Raw genomic sequence first — 17,844 nt, 5'->3', positions numbered from 1 at the left:
GTGGAAGTGGCGGCCATGAACATGATCCTAAAAGGTGTGGGTTATGATGCCGCTGAGGATTTCAACCGCCAGGTGCACGACGAGATTCGCAAGCAAAGCTTTGTGAAACCAAGCAGTTCAACCCTTAATGCGTCAGATAAGGATTAAAGTAACAAACCCTCTCGGCCTCCATGCCCGGCCCTCAACCCTGATTGTGCGCGCCGCCACCAAATACATCAGCGATTTTTACATTGAGAAAGACAACATGCGGGTGAACGGGAAAAGCATCATGGGTGTGATGATGCTGGCCGCGGAATGTGGCTCCGTGCTGAACCTGATCGCCGACGGAGTGGACGAGGAATACCTTTTGGAAGAGATCGAAACCCTCATCAACAGCGGCTTTGGAGAGGACTGAAAAGACATGCGCGCCATCAGCGGAGTTGTTGTCCAGCCCGGGCTTGCCATCGGAAGAGCGCGCCGAATTGCACCGCAGAAATGGGTGATTTCCCAGCTGAAGATCAAGCGCGGGGAAGTCGCCTCCGAACTGGATGCCCTGCAAGCCGCGCTAACCACAGTGGAAGCAGAATTGGAGCAACAACTTAACGAATTCACCGGAGCGGACGAAGACCGCGAGATACTTAGTTCCCACCTGCTCATTCTTCGTGATCCAGAACTGCTTCCCGCTATCCGGGAACAGGTTTCCACGCATCTGTCCTCTGCTGCGGCTTCGGTGCAGCGCGAGTTTGAGAAAGTGCTGGACCATTTTTCCGGACTCAATGACCCCTATTTCGCCCAGCGCGCCGCCGATTTCCGCGACGTGCGTGACCGTCTGCTGGGCGAACTCACTGGCGTTAGAACTACCAGTCTGGAAGACTGGGAGTCTGACCAGATCGCGGTTTTGGAAGAAGTCAGCCCTTCGCTGGTCAGTTCCTTCGGACGGCACGAAGTGCAGGCTTACTGCTCTGAACATGGCAGTTACACCTCCCACGCCTCCATCCTTACCCGCTCCACGAAAATCACCGCCGTCACAGGCCTGGCCGGGCTCTGCGATTCTGTAAAAGACGGCGAGACCATTATTCTGGACGGCCTGGAAGGGAAAGTGATCCTCGCGCCGGACCCTGAAACCCTTCACTTTTATGAACAGATGGTGGAAAGACAGCGCCTGCAAAACGCGCGTTCTCAAAGCGAGGCATGGCTGCCCACCACAACCCTCGACGGCCGCCGGATCAAGCTACGCCTCAATCTGGACCTGCTCCCCGAGCTGGGCGCGAAGCTGGAACTGCCCGCCGACGGCATAGGACTCTATCGCACGGAGTTTCTTTATTTGGGCAAGGATGAACTGCCTTCCGAGGAATTGCAGTTCGCAACTTATCGTCGGGTGGCAGAACAGATTGTGCCCCATAGCGTTATCATCAGAACCTTCGACCTCGGCGGCGACAAGCTTTCCCATCTCATACCTTCTTCTCATGAGGAAAACCCCTATCTGGGCATCCGCGGCATCCGCTTCTCTTTGGCCCATGAGGATGTTTTCCGCGTCCAGCTTCGCGCAGTTCTCCGGGCCAGCGCTTTTGGCCGGATAAAGCTGATGTTTCCCATGGTGAGCGATCTCCGCGATTTCCTCCGCGCCAGCCAGATAGTGCAAGAGTGCAAGGAAGAACTGACCCGGGAAGGCTTGGGTTTTGACGCAAAAATCCAGCTTGGAGTGATGATAGAAATCCCTTCGGCGGCCCTCTGCGCGGATGAACTTGCCCAAAACTGCGATTTCCTCAGCATCGGCACCAACGACCTGGTGCAATACACCCTGGCGGCAGACCGCAACAACGACGCTCTCACACCCTGGTATCAAACCCATCATCCAGCCGTTCTGAAATTGCTGCGCCTCACCCTGGCCGCCGGCCAAAAGCACCGGAAGCCAGTCTCCATCTGCGGAGAGATGGCTTCCCATACTCAGTATTTGCCGCTGTTGATCGGACTGGGCTTCACAGAACTGAGCGTAGGTGCCTCGGCCTGGCTTAACTGCAAAAGCATCATCCGGCGTTGCGACGCCCGTCTGACCGAACTTGTCCAAAGTGCTGACCTGGACAGCCTCGGCGAAATCGAAAACCTCATTTACGACCTTTTGAAACCCTATTCCACCCTATAAGGAGAGCGCCATGCTGCGTTTCGAGCATTTCAACCTCTTGCATTCTGAAGCTTTGCCCACAGCCATCCCCGCTGCCAAGGTGAAGGATTATTATTACGCCTGCATGCAGGCCCACGAAGAGATCCAGGCCGACCGCCACTCCAATATCCTGGGCTTTTACGACCTGCCGGAATATGACGTTTGCCCCATAGAAGATTTCGTGGCCAGCCTCGATCCCCGTTTTGAAACCCTCGTGGTGCTGGGCATCGGCGGTTCCGCTCTTGGCAACCGAGCTCTATATTCCGCGCTGCGAACGGAACGCGAGCTGCCCCGCCGGGTTTTGGTTTACGATAACGTCGATCCCGTTTTCCTGCACGAAATCCTGGCCCAGATCGACCTCGACACCACCCTCTTCAACGTGATCACCAAAAGCGGCACCACCGCCGAAACCATGGCTGGATACATGATTCTGGCAGATCTCATCCGCAAGCGTTATCCAGCGGATTACACCAAACGGCTGATCATCACCACCGACCGCGAGAAAGGCTTTCTGCGCCAGGTGATCAAAGACGAAGGCTATCCCTCCTTCGTGGTGCCGGACAACGTGGGCGGGCGCTTTTCCGTGCTTACCGATGTCGGCTTGCTCTCATCAGCTTTCGCGGGCATCAGGATTCGCAAACTCCTCAGCGGTGCCGCCTCCATGCGGTCGCGCTGTGAAAACCTTGATGAATTCGGCAATCCGGCCTATCTGAACGGTCTGCTCCACTATCTTTACATGCGAGAGGGCAAAAACATCTCTGTGATGATGCCCTATTCCAATTCGCTTTACGACCTCGCGGACTGGTATCGCCAACTCTGGGCCGAATCTCTGGGCAAACGCCATGACGTGAAGGGTCGCGAAATCATGGTTGGCCAGACCCCGGTGAAAGCGCTGGGCACCACGGACCAGCATTCCCAGGTGCAGCTTTACACCGAAGGCCCGAACGACAAAGTCTTCACTTTCCTCAGGGTTGAAAACTTTGCCCACGATTTCAGCATTCCCAACCTCCATCCCGACCGCGCGGAGGTCAGCTACCTCGGCGGCAGGAAACTTTCCGAACTGCTTAACGCCGAACGCCTTGCCACCGAAATCGCCCTCACCAAAGCCAACCGCCCCAACTGCAATATCGTTTTCCCTGCCCTCGACGAATTCCACCTCGGCGAGTTCATCATGATGTTCGAAATCCAGACCGTTTTCACCGGCAAGTTGCTGCATATCAATCCATTGGACCAGCCTGGCGTGGAAGCCGGCAAAATCGCCACTTACGCCCTCATGGGGAAGGCCGGCTTCGACAAGGAACGCGAGGAGATCAAGCAGTATATTGAGGATAGAAAACAGCAGAACTGATTGTCTCATCAGGTCCTTATAATATCCTAAACACCATAACGATTCCGGGAGCCAAGCCAAGTTTGGCTCCCTTTCAGATAGAGCCGACTGCTTTTAGTTTGAGAGCCCGTATCCACTTGATTTTAAAGAGGTATGCTTACCCTCCGCGCTATCCTGCCAGTCACACCCTTAGCGCTCAAGTCCATGCCTCTCTCACGCCCCTCGCCTAATACTCGCATCAAATGCGGGCATTATACGGGAGGCGTTATCGAGCCCCGGGAAAGGGCCTTAACGGCCAAAGGACATCGCTTCAATATGGCTTTCTTTCAAATTGAATGGGCATCCGCCTGTTTCGAGCCCTCCGGGCTTATCCACCCAGTTATAAAAGAGAGCCAATAAAAATCCAAACAAGATAGCATCATTTGACTTAACAACGGAGGGAGTCAGGGCAAAATTAGCCAGTCGGAACGGGGTGGCGAAAAACCCAATCGGCTGCGTAAAGAAAAATGGAAGGGATGCAACATTTTAACTTGACAGAGCTTAGCCGGAGAAAAACCTTGCCTTAGTTTAGGATTTTATTATTTTGGAGAGCCTCGCGCATCGCTTGAGGCTTGATACAGAGGAGTTTGAATGTCATTTTTCGATCATGTCGGCATGAAAGCCAACGACATCGCCATCGATCTGGGCACGGCTAACACCCTTGTTTACAAAAAGAACGCGGGCATAGTTATTGACGAACCCTCGGTGGTGGCGGTTTCCAACGACAGTAAAAAGATCATCGCCATCGGCCAGCAGGCCAAGGTGATGCTGGGCAAAAACCCTGATGAAGTGCGGGTTGTCAAACCCATGAAAGACGGCGTGATAGCGGATTTCCAGGTGACGGAGCTGATGCTGCGCGACCTGATCCTGCGGGCTCAAAGAAAGCGCCTGCTGGTGCGTCCGCGGGTCATCGTCTGCGTGCCTTCGGGAATCACGGAAGTGGAAAAACGGGCCGTGCGGGACAGTGCTTTGCATGCCGGGGCCAGGGAAGTTTATCTGGTTTCCGAGCCTGTGGCCGCGGCCATCGGGGCGGACCTGCCCATCGAAGAAGCCTTTGGCAACATGGTGATGGACATTGGCGGCGGCACCAGCGAAATCGCCGTTATCTCGCTCTCCCACATCGTGGTGCACAATTCCATCCGTGTGGGCGGCGATAAGATGGACAACGACATCATCAGCTATCTGCGCAAGAAAAACAATCTCCACGTCGGCCTGCAAACCGCTGAAAAGATCAAGATGACAATCGGCAGCGCCTATCCGTTGAAAGAAGAACTCACCATGGACGTGCGCGGACGCGACATCGTTTCCGGTTTCCCGGTGACCATCAAGATCAGCTCAGAAGAGGTGCGGGAAGCGCTTTCAGAGACAATTGCGACCATGGTAGACGCCATAAAGAGACTGTTTGAACGCACAGCGCCGGAACTTTCAGCCGATATCGCAGAACGCGGCATCTTCCTCACCGGCGGCGGGGCCATGCTGAAAGGTCTGGACGAAAAGATTTCCAAAACCGTGGACTTGCCTGTCTATGTGGTGCCGGACGCCCTGGAGTGTGTGGTGAAAGGCGCCGGCAAGGTTTTGGACGAACTGGACCGCTACCGCGACGTGCTGATAAAACGCATCGAAGACTGAATCGCGCTGACTGTAAACAACATCCATAAGATCGGCGCCCCGTCTGTGGGGACGCCTTAGCCACCTTACGAGGATAAGCCCGTGAAGAAAATATTTCTGCCCCTGGCCTTGGTGCTGGTGTCAATCCTGCTAATCCTGGGCAGCACGGAAGGCCGCGTGAAACGCGCTTCTATGCTGGGTAAAACGGTCTTTTATCCCTTTTTGCATTCGGTGAAACTATTCCGCACTAATTCCGCCCTCAAAGGTGAAATCGCCCGCCTGCGGGAACAGCAAGCCGCTACCACCCTGGAAAACCTGAACCTGCGCAACGCGCTCAAGGAAAGCCAGACCCTGCAGGGAATCAGTTTCGACACCGGGGCGATTGCTTTCGAAGTGGGCGAAGTGATCGGCTATTCAGGGCAGTTTCAACAACGCAACCTTGTTGTGAACAAGGGTTCGGCGCAGGGAGTGAAGGTCGGCAGTCCCGTGATTTCAGCGCGCGGGATCGTGGGCCGGGTGGTTTCTGTCGCTGTCACGAACTGCGTGGTTCTGCCCTTCAGCAATCCGCGTTTCCAGATTCCCGTGATGGACAAGTCCACCAGCGTTCAGGGCGTGCTGCAATCCGATTTGACTGGCAAAACACGCATGAACATGATCAAGCTGGGCTCGGAGATCAGCGCCGGCGACACGATCGTGACCTCAAACCTTTCCACATTGTATCCCAAGGGCTATCCGGTTGGCACAGTGGCCCGTATCAGCGATTCCCAGGACTACCTGTTCATCAGCGCTGAACTGGAGCCTTTCACCCAAGTGGAAAACCTGGAACACGTTTTTATACTGCAGGGCAGAAAATGAGCCTGGCCACTGCTGTTGGAATTGAACTGACGCTCCAGAGAGGGCTGGGATGATCTGGAAGCATATCTGGACCTTCATTCTGGGCTTGCTGTGTTTCTACGCTCAGGTGTTACTGCTTCCGGCTTTTGAGCTGTTCGGCGTGATTCCAAACATCCTCATCGCCTGGGTGGTCTATCTGGTTTGGACGCGTGAAATGACCCCCGCCCTGATCGTGATTTTCATCATCGGCCTGCTCTACGACACAACTCAGCCAGAATCTTTTGGCATGCACGCGCTGGTTTTGTTGCTCATTGCCATCATCCTCTACCAGTTCCGCAAACCCTTTGAAAGCGAAAGCGTGTTGGCCCGGATGCTTTCTCTGGTTTTGGCAAACGTGATTTTCCAAGTGGTGGGCTGGCTGGTTCTCGGAGTGGTGTATGGCTTTGGAGGCGAGCTTGTGATCCTTTCGCTGATCGGTTTGGGCTACAATCTGGCCATAAGTTTCGTGGTTTTCTGGCTAATGCAGTTGGTGGCGCGGCTGCGGATTGTGTTGGTGGAATGACCCGAAGCGTTCAAAGCCTGGTTTTCCGCGTTACCCTGGGGGTATTATTTCTGCTGCTGGTCGGGGCTCTGTTCCGGTTGCAGGTGCTGAAGGGCGATTATTATAGGCGCATCGCGGAAAGCAACTTTGTTCGCATCCGGCGGGTTGTCGCTACCCGCGGCGAGATTTACGACAGCAAGTATCGGCCTATCGTGAGCAACATCCCTTCCCACGACCTTTATCTCACCAGTGGAAGGATCGGCAACACGGAGCGGCTGGCTATGTTCTTGAAAGCCAATTTCGGGATCAAGCCGGAAGAGTTGCGCAAGCTGGTTTTCGAGCAGCGGTTCAAGACCTATGAAGAAATCCTGTTGGCGGACAACCTGCCCTATGAGATGATCCTGGTCCTGTCAGAGCGGATGGGAGATTTCCCTGAACTCACAATTCGTAGTGGAACCACCCGTAGCTACATGTATCCGAACCATTTCACCGGCTATGTGGGCAGGATAGATGAAAAAGAATACAGCCGCTACCGCGAGGAAGACTATTCATTGAATGCCTACATCGGCAAAACCGGCTTGGAATGCTATTACGAAGTGTTGCTGCGCGGCCGCGACGGCAAAGAGATCATGCAGGTGGATGCCCAGGGCAAGAGTCTGGAGCTGTTCAGCAAAAACACCTCGATACCGCCACAGAACGGGCTCAGCCTGATCCTGACAATCGACAACGACCTGCAGGAATACGCCAATTCGGTTTTCCCGCCCGGGATCAAAGGCTGTGTAATTGTTACGGATGTGAAAACCGGAGGCATACTGGCCTATCTGAGCAAGCCGGATTACGATCCCAATATCTTCATGCAGAAGATCAGCACCGAGGTCTGGGCGGGATTGAACACACCTTCCAAACCCCTGCTGGACAGGATCATCCATGCTTCCTACCCTCCCGGATCGGTTTACAAGCCGGTAACCGGCAGCAAAGGCCTCGAAACTGGCGTGATTGACCGCTATACCAGGCTGGCCTCTTGTGGCGGAGGACTCAAGATCGGAAACCGCTTTTTCCGTTGCTGGAGCTCAGCGGGGCACGGTTCCCTGAACATCGTTGATGCCCACAAAGTGTCCTGCGACGTCTTTTTCTACGATTTGATCAGCAGAATGGACCTCGATGCAGTCGCCGCCCACGCCAAAGCCTGCGGTGTTGTGGAAAAAACGGGGATAGACCTGCCAAACGAGCGCAACGGCTTCTATCCCGACAAGAAATACTACCGCGACAAGCTTGGCATATCTTCCGGGCTCAACGGCTACAAGGCTAACCTGGCCATCGGACAGGGTGAAGTGCTCACCACCCCTTTGCAGATGAATACTTTCTACGCCGCCATCGCCCGCGGCGGAATGTGGGTGCAACCCTATCTGATGAAGCAGACGATGGGCAGCCGCCGCATCACCCGAGACCAGTTACAGGCCCTGAACAAGCACCCCCTTCCGTGGTCCGCCAGCACGATGAAGGCCATCCGCGACGGGCTTTGGGCCGTTACCAACGCCCCAGGAGGCACAGCCAGAGCGGTCCGTGTGCCCGGCGCCACCAGTTTTGGCAAGACCGGTTCCGCCCAAAACTTCATGGGCAGCATGACCCATGCTTGGTTTTGCGGCTTCATCGAAACCGACAAACCGGAGATTGTAGTAACGGTATTCATGGAAAACGCCGGTGGCGGCGGAGCTATGGCTGCCCCGGTGGCGAACAAGATCTTCAACTATTACATCGGCAACTTGGAAAAAATCAGGCAGCCGGCACCCATTCCTCCGCAGTTCAGAACCCGGGAAGAACGCTCCGGCACGGCTACCGAGCAGTCTGAGATACCGGACGAAACTCCGGGATCCGAACCAAGGCCCGCTCTGGAAGAACCGGTTGAAACCCCAGCCGGGGAGAGCGGCACATGATCAGGCGCAAGAAGTTCGATTTTACCCTGGCCGGCTTTTTGGTTCTGCTGATCTTCATTGGCTGTGTTTCCATATTCACTGCCTCCACCACCACAATTGGCGAATACACCACCACCCAAAGCTATTGGTGGAAGCAGCTTATTTTCGCTGGAATCTCGCTCGGCATGATCTGGTTGCTGATCCGGTTGCCCATGCCGATCCTGGATCTGATCATCATTCCCGCCTACGTGCTGAACCTCCTGGCCCTCATCGCCGTGCTTTTCACTCCGGCCGTGAACGGCGCCCACCGCTGGTTCAGCTTTCTGGGTCTGAATTACCAGCCCTCGGAAAGCGCCAAACTGCTCACTATCCTGGTGGTGGCGAGGGCGATTTCTCGCGATAACCTTACCGAGATCAAGCAGATACTTTACGGCCTTGGCCTGACTTTGATGCCGGTGCTCCTAATCCTGATCGAGCCGGATTTCGGCACTACCCTGGTCTTCTTTTTCAGCCTGCTGGCGATGCTTGTTGCAGCCGAGGTGCCGCTGGTGTATCTGCTCCTGCTGATCAGCCCGGTGGTGAGCATGCTTTCTTCGCTATGGTTGCCGGCGATCTTCATCTGGATCGCCATCCTTGTTGTTTTACTGCTATGGGCCCGCCTTTCCTGGGTTACCATCACCATTGCCGGCATCCTCAATGGCTTCTTAGCGCTGATCATGCCGATGTTCTGGAACGGGCTTAAAGACTACCAGCAGAGCCGCATCGTCTCATTTTTTAATCCTATGGCCGATCCGCTCGGCGCCGGATACCAGATCATCCAGGCCAAGATAGCCATCGGCAGCGGGTCCATCTTAGGCAAGGGTTGGCTGATGGGCACCCAGAAGAACATGAACTTTTTGCCGGAGCACCACACAGACTTCATCTTCAGCGTGATCGGCGAGGAATTTGGCTTTATCGGCGCCTTCCTGCTGCTGGGGGTGTTCTTCTTTTTCTTCTGGCGCCTCATAACGGATATCGGCGAAATTAAGGTCCGCGAGCGTAAAATAGCCTCCGCGGGCATTTTCGCCTTTCTCATGTTTCAAACCTTCATCAATATCGGCATGAACATCGGCCTCGTTCCGGCCACCGGCATTCCCCTGCCTTTTGTCAGCTACGGCGGGTCCAATCTGCTCTTCAATTCCCTGGCTGTGGGCGTGATCCTGAAATATCTTAACGAAAGGGGTTTAATGAAATGATAAAACGCGTTCTGCACTTTATCCCGAATCTGTTGCTGCTCCTTGCGCTGTCATCCTGTCTGGTGCACACCAGCCTGGTCTATTTCGACAAGGATACCGAGGGTGTGCCAAACCTGGTATCCAATCCAGGCTTCAGCGCCTATTCCCTGGACCCCCGGCAAGCCCTGCTGGGCTGGAGCGTTGACATGCAGGGGGATAGCGATGCCCCCAAGAATCTGGTGTTCATTGACGGCAAGGAAGCCATACAGGGAAATTCATCCCTGCGGGTGGACGCCTCGCCCTATACGGTGGTTATCACCTCCGATGCCTTCCGCGTAAGCCGCTACGGCGGTTATTACACCAGGCTCTGGGCCAAATCGTCAACCGCCTTGGGCCCCCAAATCAATCTGCGATTCATCACCTTCAAGAGCAACGGCAAGATCGACCGCCAGTTCAGAACCAAACTCAAATCCACCGACACGTGGGAAAAGAAATCCATCAGCGCCGGCTTTCTGCGTCCTGGAGTCGCTTTCGGCCGCCTGCAGATCACGATTCCGCCTTTTACGGAAGGTTCCGTCTGGCTGGATGACTCCGGCTGCTGGGAAGTTCACCGCTTCCGTATCGACTGATGCGCGTTCTGATTCAGAGAGTGCTTTCCGCCCGGGTTGAAGTGGAAGGCAAAGTCTGCGGCGAAATCGGCCCGGGTATGTTGCTCTTTGTGGGTTTTGGCCGCGACGACACAGAATCCCTGCTGCCATCCGCTGTGAAAAAGATCAGAGAAATGCGCCTGTTCAGCGACGCGAACGGCAAGCTGAACCTCTCGGTGGAAGACACCAAGGGCTCTCTGCTGGCGGTTTCGCAATTCACGCTCTATGCCAATTGCAGCCGCGGACGCAGACCGGATTTCACTCCCGCTGCCCCACCCGATCTGGCTGAAAGGCTCTATGACCGCTTTGTGGAAATGCTCCGCGAAACCGGTATCCCCGTTCAGACCGGCATTTTCGCCGCGGACATGAAGGTCTCGCTGGTCAACGATGGCCCGGTGAGTTTCATCCTCGATTTCTGATCAGTTTTTTAGGCTCTTGTGCAGTTAGAGTGGATAAAGTCCTCCGGGCTGCTTGTTGCTTGAGCACCCGCAACCACTTGATTTAAAAGAGGGATGTGCACCCACTGCTGAGTCCCGTCTGTCACACCCTTAACGCCTGCAACCATTCCTATCCCACGCCCCGCGCATAATACTCGCATCAAATGCGGGCATCGTGCGGGAGGCGCATCAGGAACATAACAAAAGGCCTTAACGGCCAACCTACATCGCTTCGTTTTTCTGTGGGGTCATCTGCTCTGGGTTGATAGCTATTTGAACACGCTCTGCAGAGCGATCATGCTTTCGTTGCGCGCTCCACTCCGAAACCCTATCCCCGATGGGGCATCACTTGTAGTAGTAAAGCTCCACGGGCGTGTCGCCCAGGCGTTCGCTGATGGTAAAATATCCTTTTCCGTGTTCGTCGAAAGCGATGGCCTCGCCCTGTTCCTCAAGTTTATAGGGCATTTCCTTGGGTTTTCCGGCCAGGCTTTCCGCCACGGACTGCTTTTTGCCTCGCTTGTAGCAAAAGATTTTGGAATAGGTTTTCACCAGGATGCGGTTTCCGGAGGGGGATATATCCGCCGCGGTGACCCAGGAGTAAGGCAGGGTGCCAACCCGGCGGGCGACATTTGCCTTGTCGTAGCTTTGGGGATAGGCCAGGCGGTAGATTCCACAGTTTTCCTCGCGTTTGCTGATCACATAGAGGTCGCCGCTGCGGGGATCGGCGAAAAGGGCTTCGGCGTCGCGGGGGCCGTCTTCATAGGTGAATTCGATGCGGTCTATCTTTGCCACCGTGATCAGGGTGTCCAGGATTTCAGGTTCGGCAAAGCGGTAAATGAAGGCGGAGGGGTATTTGGCGTTGTTGTCACCGATATCGCCCACAAACACATAGGGTTGGCCGTCGCGGGGGTCCACTCCGGTGGCGATGTCTTCCCAGTCGCGGTTGCTGATGCCTTTCAGGTCGATCCGGGCGGGCATGAGGGCGCGTTTGTTCAAAACATAGACCGAGGCTTCGCCGCCGGAATCGTTGTGGGTGTAGAGCAGGCCGGGTGTCCGGATGCTGGAAGCCAGGCCAGATGCTTCGTTGATGACGCTCTCTTCGACTGTGTCGCTTTGCAGCGAGGGCCTGCCCAGAAGGGCGCAGCCAAGGGCGCCGAGCAGCAGGGCTAAAATGACAAGCAAAGGAATAAACTTGCGGAACATAGTTATATCTCGCCTCCTTCTTCTGCAGGGGGGGAAACCTTTTCGGGAGCGGGTTCTGGTTGAGCCGGGCCGGGAGTGTTGAACAGGCTGATCAAAGGCTCCGCGGCTTTCACGGCATCGCCTGGTTGGACGCTGAAACCTGGTTTGCCGGGGAAGATCACCGAACAGGAACCGCTGCCGCTGACAATGCCAATGATATTGCCGGCGCTGAGGTCCGGCTCCGCGAACCACTGGATGCGGTTGAAATTGAAGCGGAAATTGATCTTCCCGGCCTCGGTGGTCAGCCACAGTTCCCCATTATCCAGTTGGCAGTCTGAATGCGGACTGCGCAGTTCCACACTGTCGAGGATGTTTTTCCTCACTGCGAGCAGTGTAATGTCTCCGCTGCCCCGGATATGCTCGATCCTGCCTTCAATGGGGGAAAGCAGCGCGGTTTCCGGAGGCAGGGGAATGCGCTGGCGATAGCGGAAACAGAGGCCGATGAAGACATAGACCACAATGCCCAGGATAGCCAAAGCCAGGGCGACGGTGTAGAGCCAGTTTCCGGTGTTGGGAAAGATGGCTTTCAGGGCGAAGGCGACGGCCACCAGGAGCAGGGCCGGCACTTGGGCACGGAACTGGGCGAACTTTATCTGCCGCAGCGAGTTCGCATCGGAGAGCAGGTATTTGCTTGTGGTATCAGGCATTCATTCCTCTTGTCCCAGGCTCCGGCCTGGCTGGTCTATCAAAGTTCAGGTGCTGAAGAACCAGCCAGGATCTTGCGATCCTGGCAGCTCTTCGCGAAAATGGTTCAGGATGAGGCGCGGGTCCAAGTTAGCGTTTTGCCCAGCAGGGGAAAGCCTATGAAGCCACGGAGTTTCATGGTGTTGGGGCCGGTGAGTTCCACCTTTACGGAATAGGTGTTTCCGGTTGTTAGGTCGTAGATGGTGCCGCCGTCGTATTTGTTGTTGCCCTGTGATTTGAGGTTCTTGATGACCACGAGGTTGGTCAGTGGGCGGGAACGGAGGCTTTTGTCAGGGTTTTTCTTGTCCATTTTGGGCTTGCCGTCTTCAAAGCCCTCTTTCTGCCAGACGATTTTGCCTTCATAGCTTCCTGACGAGTTTTTATAGATTTGTATCTTTCCCGCTTTGTCCTGAACATACCACAAGCCTTCTATATTGTAGGTTTGGGCGATCAGGGCGATGGGGAGCAGCATTGCCAGCAGGGTTGCGACGAATATCAGCTTTTTCATCTTGTTCTCCTTATCTGGGTTTTGGGCGGGTTCAAATGATCCCGCAGCGTTTGAAAATGGCATCTACGTGGCGTAGATACCTGTCGTAAGAAAAGATGTCCTTGATCTCGGAAGCCGGGAGCAGCGCGGTGATCCGGCTGTTCGCCAGAATGTGGTCAAGCAGGGGTGTGCCGCTTTCCCAGCACTGCATTGCGGCTTCCTGCACCAGGGCGTAGGCTTCCTCACGGGGCAGGCCTTGCTTCACGAGATGCAGCAGCACTGCCTGGGAGAAAACGAGGCCGTTGGTGAGTTCCAGATTGGCCTTCATGTTCTTGGGGTAAACGACGAGGTTGGAAATGAGGCGGCAGCATTTGGCCAGCATGTAATGTGTGAGGATGCATGAATCTGGAAGGATCACGCGTTCCACCGACGAATGGGAGATGTCGCGCTCGTGCCAGAGGGCGTTGTTTTCCAGCGCGGCTTGGGCGTTTGAGCGCAACAGCCGGGCCAGGCCGCAGAACTGTTCGCTTTGGATGGGATTGCGTTTGTGGGGCATCGCGGAAGAGCCTTTCTGGCCTGCGGCAAAGCTTTCCTCCGCTTCCTGCACCTCAGTGCGCTGAAGGTGGCGGATTTCCAAAGCGATTTTTTCCACGAGGCTGCCGATGAGGGCAAGTTCACCGAGGAAAAAGGCGTGCCGATCACGCTGCAGCACTTGGGTGGAAACGTTGGCGGGGCGCAGGTCCAAATGCTTGCAGGCCAGTTCCTCAACCTTGGGGTCGAGGTGGGCGAAGTTGCCCACAGCGCCGCTGAACTGGCCTACGGCCACGGTTTCAATAGCGTTTTGCATCCTTTCGATGTTGCGTTTGGTCTCGTCATGCCAGAGGGCGAATTTGAGCCCGAAACAAGTCGGTTCAGCATGGATGCCGTGCGAACGGCCCATGCAGATGGTGTTGCGGTGTTCGCGGGCTTTCAGTTTCAAGGTTTCAGCCAGGCGGTGCAGTTCTGTGAGGATCAGTTCTCCGGATTGCTTTAGTTGCAGCGCAGTGGCGGTATCCAGGGTGTCGGAGGAGGTAAGGCCGAAGTGGATCCAGCGGGCTGGTTCGCCCACATATTCCGCCACATTGGTGAGAAAAGCGATCACGTCGTGACGGGTGACGGCTTCGATCTCATCGATACGCTCGCAGGAAAAATCGGCTTTTTCAGAGATAGACCGCCAGTCATCTTCCGGTATGATGCCCAGTTCAAACATAGCTCTGGCGGCGGCGAGTTCCACCTCCAGCCAGCATTCATAGCGGTTTTGCTGAGTCCAGATGCGTTCCATTTCCGGCAGGCAGTAGCGGCTAATCATGGCTGTTCAGAACTCCCTTCAGGACGGGGCAAAGGAACGGCTTCTGCTTCACCATAGCTGATGCTGTCCACCAAAAGCTCCACCGATTTGTTGCTGTCGATCCTGAATAGCACTTTATCGGGGTTGCCTTTGGAATTGTAGGTTATGGACATCACGGCACCGGAAGTGGCGTCCTCTACCTTGGCCAGCTGCATCTTGGGGGTGAATGTTACACGAAGGTCGCCTGCAGATACTGCTTCATTGGCTGCGATCTCGTCTCCGTATTTGGCCAACAGGGCTTCGGGATCGGCCAGCAAAGCCAGATAGGAGGAAGTGTCCAGCTGTGCTTTGGAAAAATCGGGCAGCTTGAGGAACGCTGATTCCACGGCTAAATAATCTGCCAGATAGACCGAAATCAATGGAGAGGGCGAAATCCCGAACGCGCCGCCGTCAACAATGTCGAGCCGGGCGGAATCGACGGACTTGGCCAGCACGAACATCTTGTGCAGGGTTAGTCCTGCATAGGTTACGCGCACGATGCCGTCGGCGCTGAAGTTTTGCCAGCGGGCCAGTTCGGCGCGCAGCAGGGAAAGCTTGTCCACGGGTTTGATTGAGGCGCAGGAGCTTAGCAGCAGCGCGCTGACAATCAGCAGGACGGGAATAAGACGTTTCAAGGCTTGGCCTCCGGTTTCTTTTGGTAAAGTTTCCAGATGCCGATGGCAGCAGCGATCACCATCAGCAAGCTGAGGATTTGGCCTATGGTCATGAAGCCCAAGAAATAACCATATTTGTCATAAATGTCAAGCTCGTCCGGCTCCCGTACGAATTCCACCAAAAAGCGGAAAATCCCGTAAAGGCCGATGAAGGTCCAGAAAACGATTCCTTCCCGCCGGCTTTTTTTAAGCAGGATAAAGCTGACCGTGAACAACACGACCCCTTCCAGAAACATCTCGTAGAGCTGGGTGGGGTGGCGGGGCAGAGAGCCGGCGTCGGTGCCGGGGAATACCATGCCCCAAGGCAGGGTGGTCACTTTTCCCCACAACTCTGCGTTGATGAAATTACCCAGGCGTCCGAGCCCCAAACCTACTGCCACCAGAGGCATGGCGGGATCGGCCAGTTTGAAGAAACTGAGTTTCTGCCGCTTCAGATAGATGAGGCAGGCGATGATCACTCCCAAAGCGCCGCCGTGAAAGCTCATTCCGCCTTCCCAGACGAAGAAAATCTCTTGGGGATGCTGCAGATACCAGGGCAGATTGTAGAACAGCACATATCCCAACCGACCGCCTAAGATCACACCCAGCATGGCGGAGAAGATGGCTCCTTCATACTGGTCCCGGCTGATCTTTACATCCCGTATCTTCAGCATGTGGCGATAGAAAATGTAGCCCAGGATGAAGCTTAACACATAGAGAAAACCGTACCAGCGGATGGCCAGTTCTCTACCAAAAAGGGAAAAGCTTACCAGGGTGGGATCGATGTCAGGATATTGCAGCAAGATTATCCTCCCCGGGTGATTTGGTCCAGACGCTGTATGATGAGATCAGCGGCTTCGTCGGGGGTCACAGTAACTTTTTCGGTTTGCTTGTCATGTTTTGGAGTGAAGATTTTCACTACTTGGGTGGGCGAGCCGTTGAGGCCGATGGTTTTTTCGTCCAGTCCGAGGTCATCAGCGTTCCAGATCTTCAGTTCAGCCGCCCTGGCGTTGCGTTTTCCACGCAGGGAAGGCAGGCGGGGCGTGTTAATCTCTTTCACCACAGTGATCACGGCGGGAAGCTTAAGTTTCAGTCTGTCGTAGCCGTCTTCCATCAGGCGCTGGAGGGTTACGTTGCAGGAAGTTAGCTCTTCGATCTTGCGCACAAAACAGGCCTGGCGGATGTCCAGATGGGCCGCTATGCCTGGCCCAACCTGCGCTGTGTCGCCATCGATGGCTTGTTGGCCGGTGAAAACAAGGTCGAATTCACCGATCTTGGAGATGGCGGCAGCCAGGGTGAGGCTGGTGGCCCAGGTATCCGCGCCGGCGAAACGCCGGTCGGAAAGCAAAATAATCTCGTCTACGCCCAGGGAAACCGCTTCGCGCAAAGTTTCCTCAGCTTGAGGCGGGCCCATGCAGAGGGCGGTCACGCTGCCTCCGTGGGTCTCTTTGAGGCGAACGGCCTCTTCGATGGCGTAGGTGTCGAACGGATTGAGGATGCTTTCCACGCCTTCCCGGATGAGGGTGTTGGTGAGGGGATCGATCCTGATTTCGGTGGTGTTTGGCACTTGCTTAACGCAAACGATGATTTTCATTCACCTTTCCCCCTGTAAAAATCCCTGATGGCATCGAAGACGTAGAGTTTTTGGGCTTCTGTGAGTTCAGGGTAGATGGGTATTGAAAGCACCTGACGCGAAGCTCGTTCAGCCACGGGCAGATCGCCTTCTTTGTAGCCAAGTTCGGCAAAACATTCCTGCAGATGCAGTGGTTCGGGATAGTAAATGGCGCAGCCTATGTCGCGGGACTTGATGTGTTCCAGCAGGGAGTCGCGCTCTTTGCAGATCAGGGTGTATTGGTTGTAGATGGAAACGGCTTCCTCAGCGACATAGGGCGTTTTCACCTCTGGAATGGAGGCAAGTTTTTCATTGTAGTAAGCGGCATTGGCACGCCGGGCTTCACTCCAGCCGGCCAAATGGTCCAGCTTAACGTCCAGGATCGCGGCCTGGAGCGTATCCAGCCTGCTGTTCAGCCCCACCCACTTGTGGTAATATTTGGGGTTTTCGCCATGGACCCTCAGTTGGCGCAGTTTTGAGGCCAGATCGGCATCATTAGTGATGCACATACCGCCGTCGCCCATAGCGCCGAGATTCTTGCTGGGGAAGAAAGACAGGGTGCCGATGTCCCCGAAAGTGCAGCTCATCTTTCCATTCCAGGTGCAGCCGATGCCCTGGGCGTTGTCTTCGATCACCTTGAGGCCGTGCTTGTGGGCGATTTCCATGATCCGTTCCATGTCGCAGCACTGGCCGAAAAGATGAACCGGCATGATGGCTTTGGTGCGGGGCGTGATGACGGCTTCGATCTTGTCCGGATCGAGGTTGAAGGTGCGGGGATCGATATCCGCGAAGCGGGGTTTGGCGCCGTTGCGCCAGATGGAGGAGGCGGTGGCAAAGAATGTGAAGGGGGTGGTGATCACCTCATCGCCGGGGCCAATCCCCAGGGCCTGCACAGACAAGACCAGGGCGTCAGTCCCGGAAGCGCAGCCGATGGCATGGCGAACGCCCAGATAGGCGGCCATTTTCTCTTCCAGTTCCTTCACCTGGTGGCCCATGATATAGTTGTTTTCCTCCAGAACCTTATCCATGGCCTCCCGAACACAGGGCAGCAGGGGTTCATATTGTGCTTTGAGGTCCAGCATTGGTACTTTCAAAATTCA

18 protein-coding genes are annotated in these 17,844 nt (G+C 55.3%); 10 read left to right on the top strand and 8 right to left on the bottom strand.

All coding sequences use genetic code 11. The features are described 5' to 3' along the window. Window positions 1-127 precede the first annotated feature (127 nt). The 10 genes from GX466_01080 to GX466_01035 all read left to right on the top strand — a co-directional run bounded on the left by GX466_01080 (window position 128) and on the right by GX466_01035 (window position 10,682). A complete protein-coding gene (locus GX466_01080; protein NLH92807.1) occupies window positions 128-394 on the top strand; it encodes an HPr family phosphocarrier protein in 267 nt (88 codons plus the stop codon). Between the two features lie 6 nt (window positions 395-400). After that, window positions 401-2,122 carry a phosphoenolpyruvate--protein phosphotransferase gene (gene ptsP / locus GX466_01075; protein NLH92806.1) on the top strand — a complete coding sequence of 574 codons (1,722 nt, stop codon included), beginning with the start codon at window positions 401-403 and terminating at the stop codon, window positions 2,120-2,122. 10 nt (window positions 2,123-2,132) lie between these two features. Further along, complete coding sequence (locus GX466_01070) at window positions 2,133-3,488, top strand: glucose-6-phosphate isomerase (GenBank protein NLH92805.1); 1,356 nt, start codon at window positions 2,133-2,135, stop codon at window positions 3,486-3,488. A gap of 609 nt (window positions 3,489-4,097) precedes the next feature. Beyond that, complete coding sequence (locus GX466_01065; GenBank protein NLH92804.1) at window positions 4,098-5,135, top strand: rod shape-determining protein; 1,038 nt, start codon at window positions 4,098-4,100, stop codon at window positions 5,133-5,135. A 171-nt stretch (window positions 5,136-5,306) separates the two neighbouring features. Then, window positions 5,307-5,969, top strand: coding sequence for a rod shape-determining protein MreC (locus GX466_01060; protein ID NLH92803.1), 663 nt, complete (start codon window positions 5,307-5,309; stop codon window positions 5,967-5,969). A gap of 49 nt (window positions 5,970-6,018) precedes the next feature. After that, entirely contained in the window at window positions 6,019-6,510 is a 492-nt protein-coding gene (gene mreD / locus GX466_01055) for a rod shape-determining protein MreD (GenBank protein ID NLH92802.1), read from the top strand. Further along, a complete protein-coding gene (mrdA, locus tag GX466_01050) occupies window positions 6,507-8,423 on the top strand; it encodes a penicillin-binding protein 2 (protein NLH92801.1) in 1,917 nt (638 codons plus the stop codon). Before mreD ends, mrdA begins: the two co-directional genes overlap by 4 nt. Then, entirely contained in the window at window positions 8,420-9,637 is a 1,218-nt protein-coding gene (locus GX466_01045) for a rod shape-determining protein RodA (GenBank protein NLH92800.1), read from the top strand. The genes mrdA and GX466_01045 overlap by 4 nt, the downstream gene beginning before the upstream one ends. Beyond that, complete coding sequence (locus tag GX466_01040; GenBank protein ID NLH92799.1) at window positions 9,634-10,245, top strand: hypothetical protein; 612 nt, start codon at window positions 9,634-9,636, stop codon at window positions 10,243-10,245. Before GX466_01045 ends, GX466_01040 begins: the two co-directional genes overlap by 4 nt. Beyond that, window positions 10,245-10,682 (top strand): D-tyrosyl-tRNA(Tyr) deacylase, encoded by a 438-nt coding sequence (locus GX466_01035; GenBank protein ID NLH92798.1) that lies wholly within the window; start codon window positions 10,245-10,247, stop codon window positions 10,680-10,682. Before GX466_01040 ends, GX466_01035 begins: the two co-directional genes overlap by 1 nt. A 363-nt stretch (window positions 10,683-11,045) precedes the next feature. Here GX466_01035 and GX466_01030 read toward each other — a convergent pair whose 3' ends face one another. From GX466_01030 to GX466_00995, 8 genes are all read right to left on the bottom strand, one after another. Further along, window positions 11,046-11,903 carry a hypothetical protein gene (locus GX466_01030; GenBank protein ID NLH92797.1) on the bottom strand — a complete coding sequence of 286 codons (858 nt, stop codon included), beginning with the start codon at window positions 11,901-11,903 and terminating at the stop codon, window positions 11,046-11,048. A 2-nt stretch (window positions 11,904-11,905) separates the two neighbouring features. Next, a complete protein-coding gene (locus GX466_01025) occupies window positions 11,906-12,589 on the bottom strand; it encodes a hypothetical protein (GenBank protein ID NLH92796.1) in 684 nt (227 codons plus the stop codon). Between the two features lie 104 nt (window positions 12,590-12,693). Further along, window positions 12,694-13,134, bottom strand: coding sequence for a DUF2147 domain-containing protein (locus tag GX466_01020; protein ID NLH92795.1), 441 nt, complete (start codon window positions 13,132-13,134; stop codon window positions 12,694-12,696). Between the two features lie 31 nt (window positions 13,135-13,165). Next, complete coding sequence (locus GX466_01015) at window positions 13,166-14,461, bottom strand: adenylosuccinate lyase (GenBank protein ID NLH92794.1); 1,296 nt, start codon at window positions 14,459-14,461, stop codon at window positions 13,166-13,168. Further along, entirely contained in the window at window positions 14,458-15,114 is a 657-nt protein-coding gene (locus GX466_01010) for a hypothetical protein (protein ID NLH92793.1), read from the bottom strand. Before GX466_01010 ends, GX466_01015 begins: the two co-directional genes overlap by 4 nt. Continuing rightward, a complete protein-coding gene (locus GX466_01005; protein ID NLH92792.1) occupies window positions 15,111-15,935 on the bottom strand; it encodes a prolipoprotein diacylglyceryl transferase in 825 nt (274 codons plus the stop codon). Before GX466_01005 ends, GX466_01010 begins: the two co-directional genes overlap by 4 nt. Before the next feature lie 2 nt (window positions 15,936-15,937). After that, the gene (locus GX466_01000) at window positions 15,938-16,726 is read right to left on the bottom strand and encodes an electron transfer flavoprotein subunit beta/FixA family protein (protein ID NLH92791.1); all 789 of its coding nucleotides are present in this window, start codon (window positions 16,724-16,726) and stop codon (window positions 15,938-15,940) included. Then, window positions 16,723-17,838: a DegT/DnrJ/EryC1/StrS family aminotransferase gene (locus tag GX466_00995; GenBank protein NLH92790.1), complete on the bottom strand. Its 1,116-nt coding sequence runs from the start codon at window positions 17,836-17,838 to the stop codon at window positions 16,723-16,725. The genes GX466_01000 and GX466_00995 overlap by 4 nt, the downstream gene beginning before the upstream one ends. Window positions 17,839-17,844 lie beyond the last annotated feature (6 nt).

The organism is Candidatus Cloacimonadota bacterium (assembly GCA_012516855.1).
Lineage (GTDB): Bacteria > Cloacimonadota > Cloacimonadia > Cloacimonadales > Cloacimonadaceae > Syntrophosphaera.
This window is presented reverse-complemented; position numbering and strand designations above follow the sequence as displayed.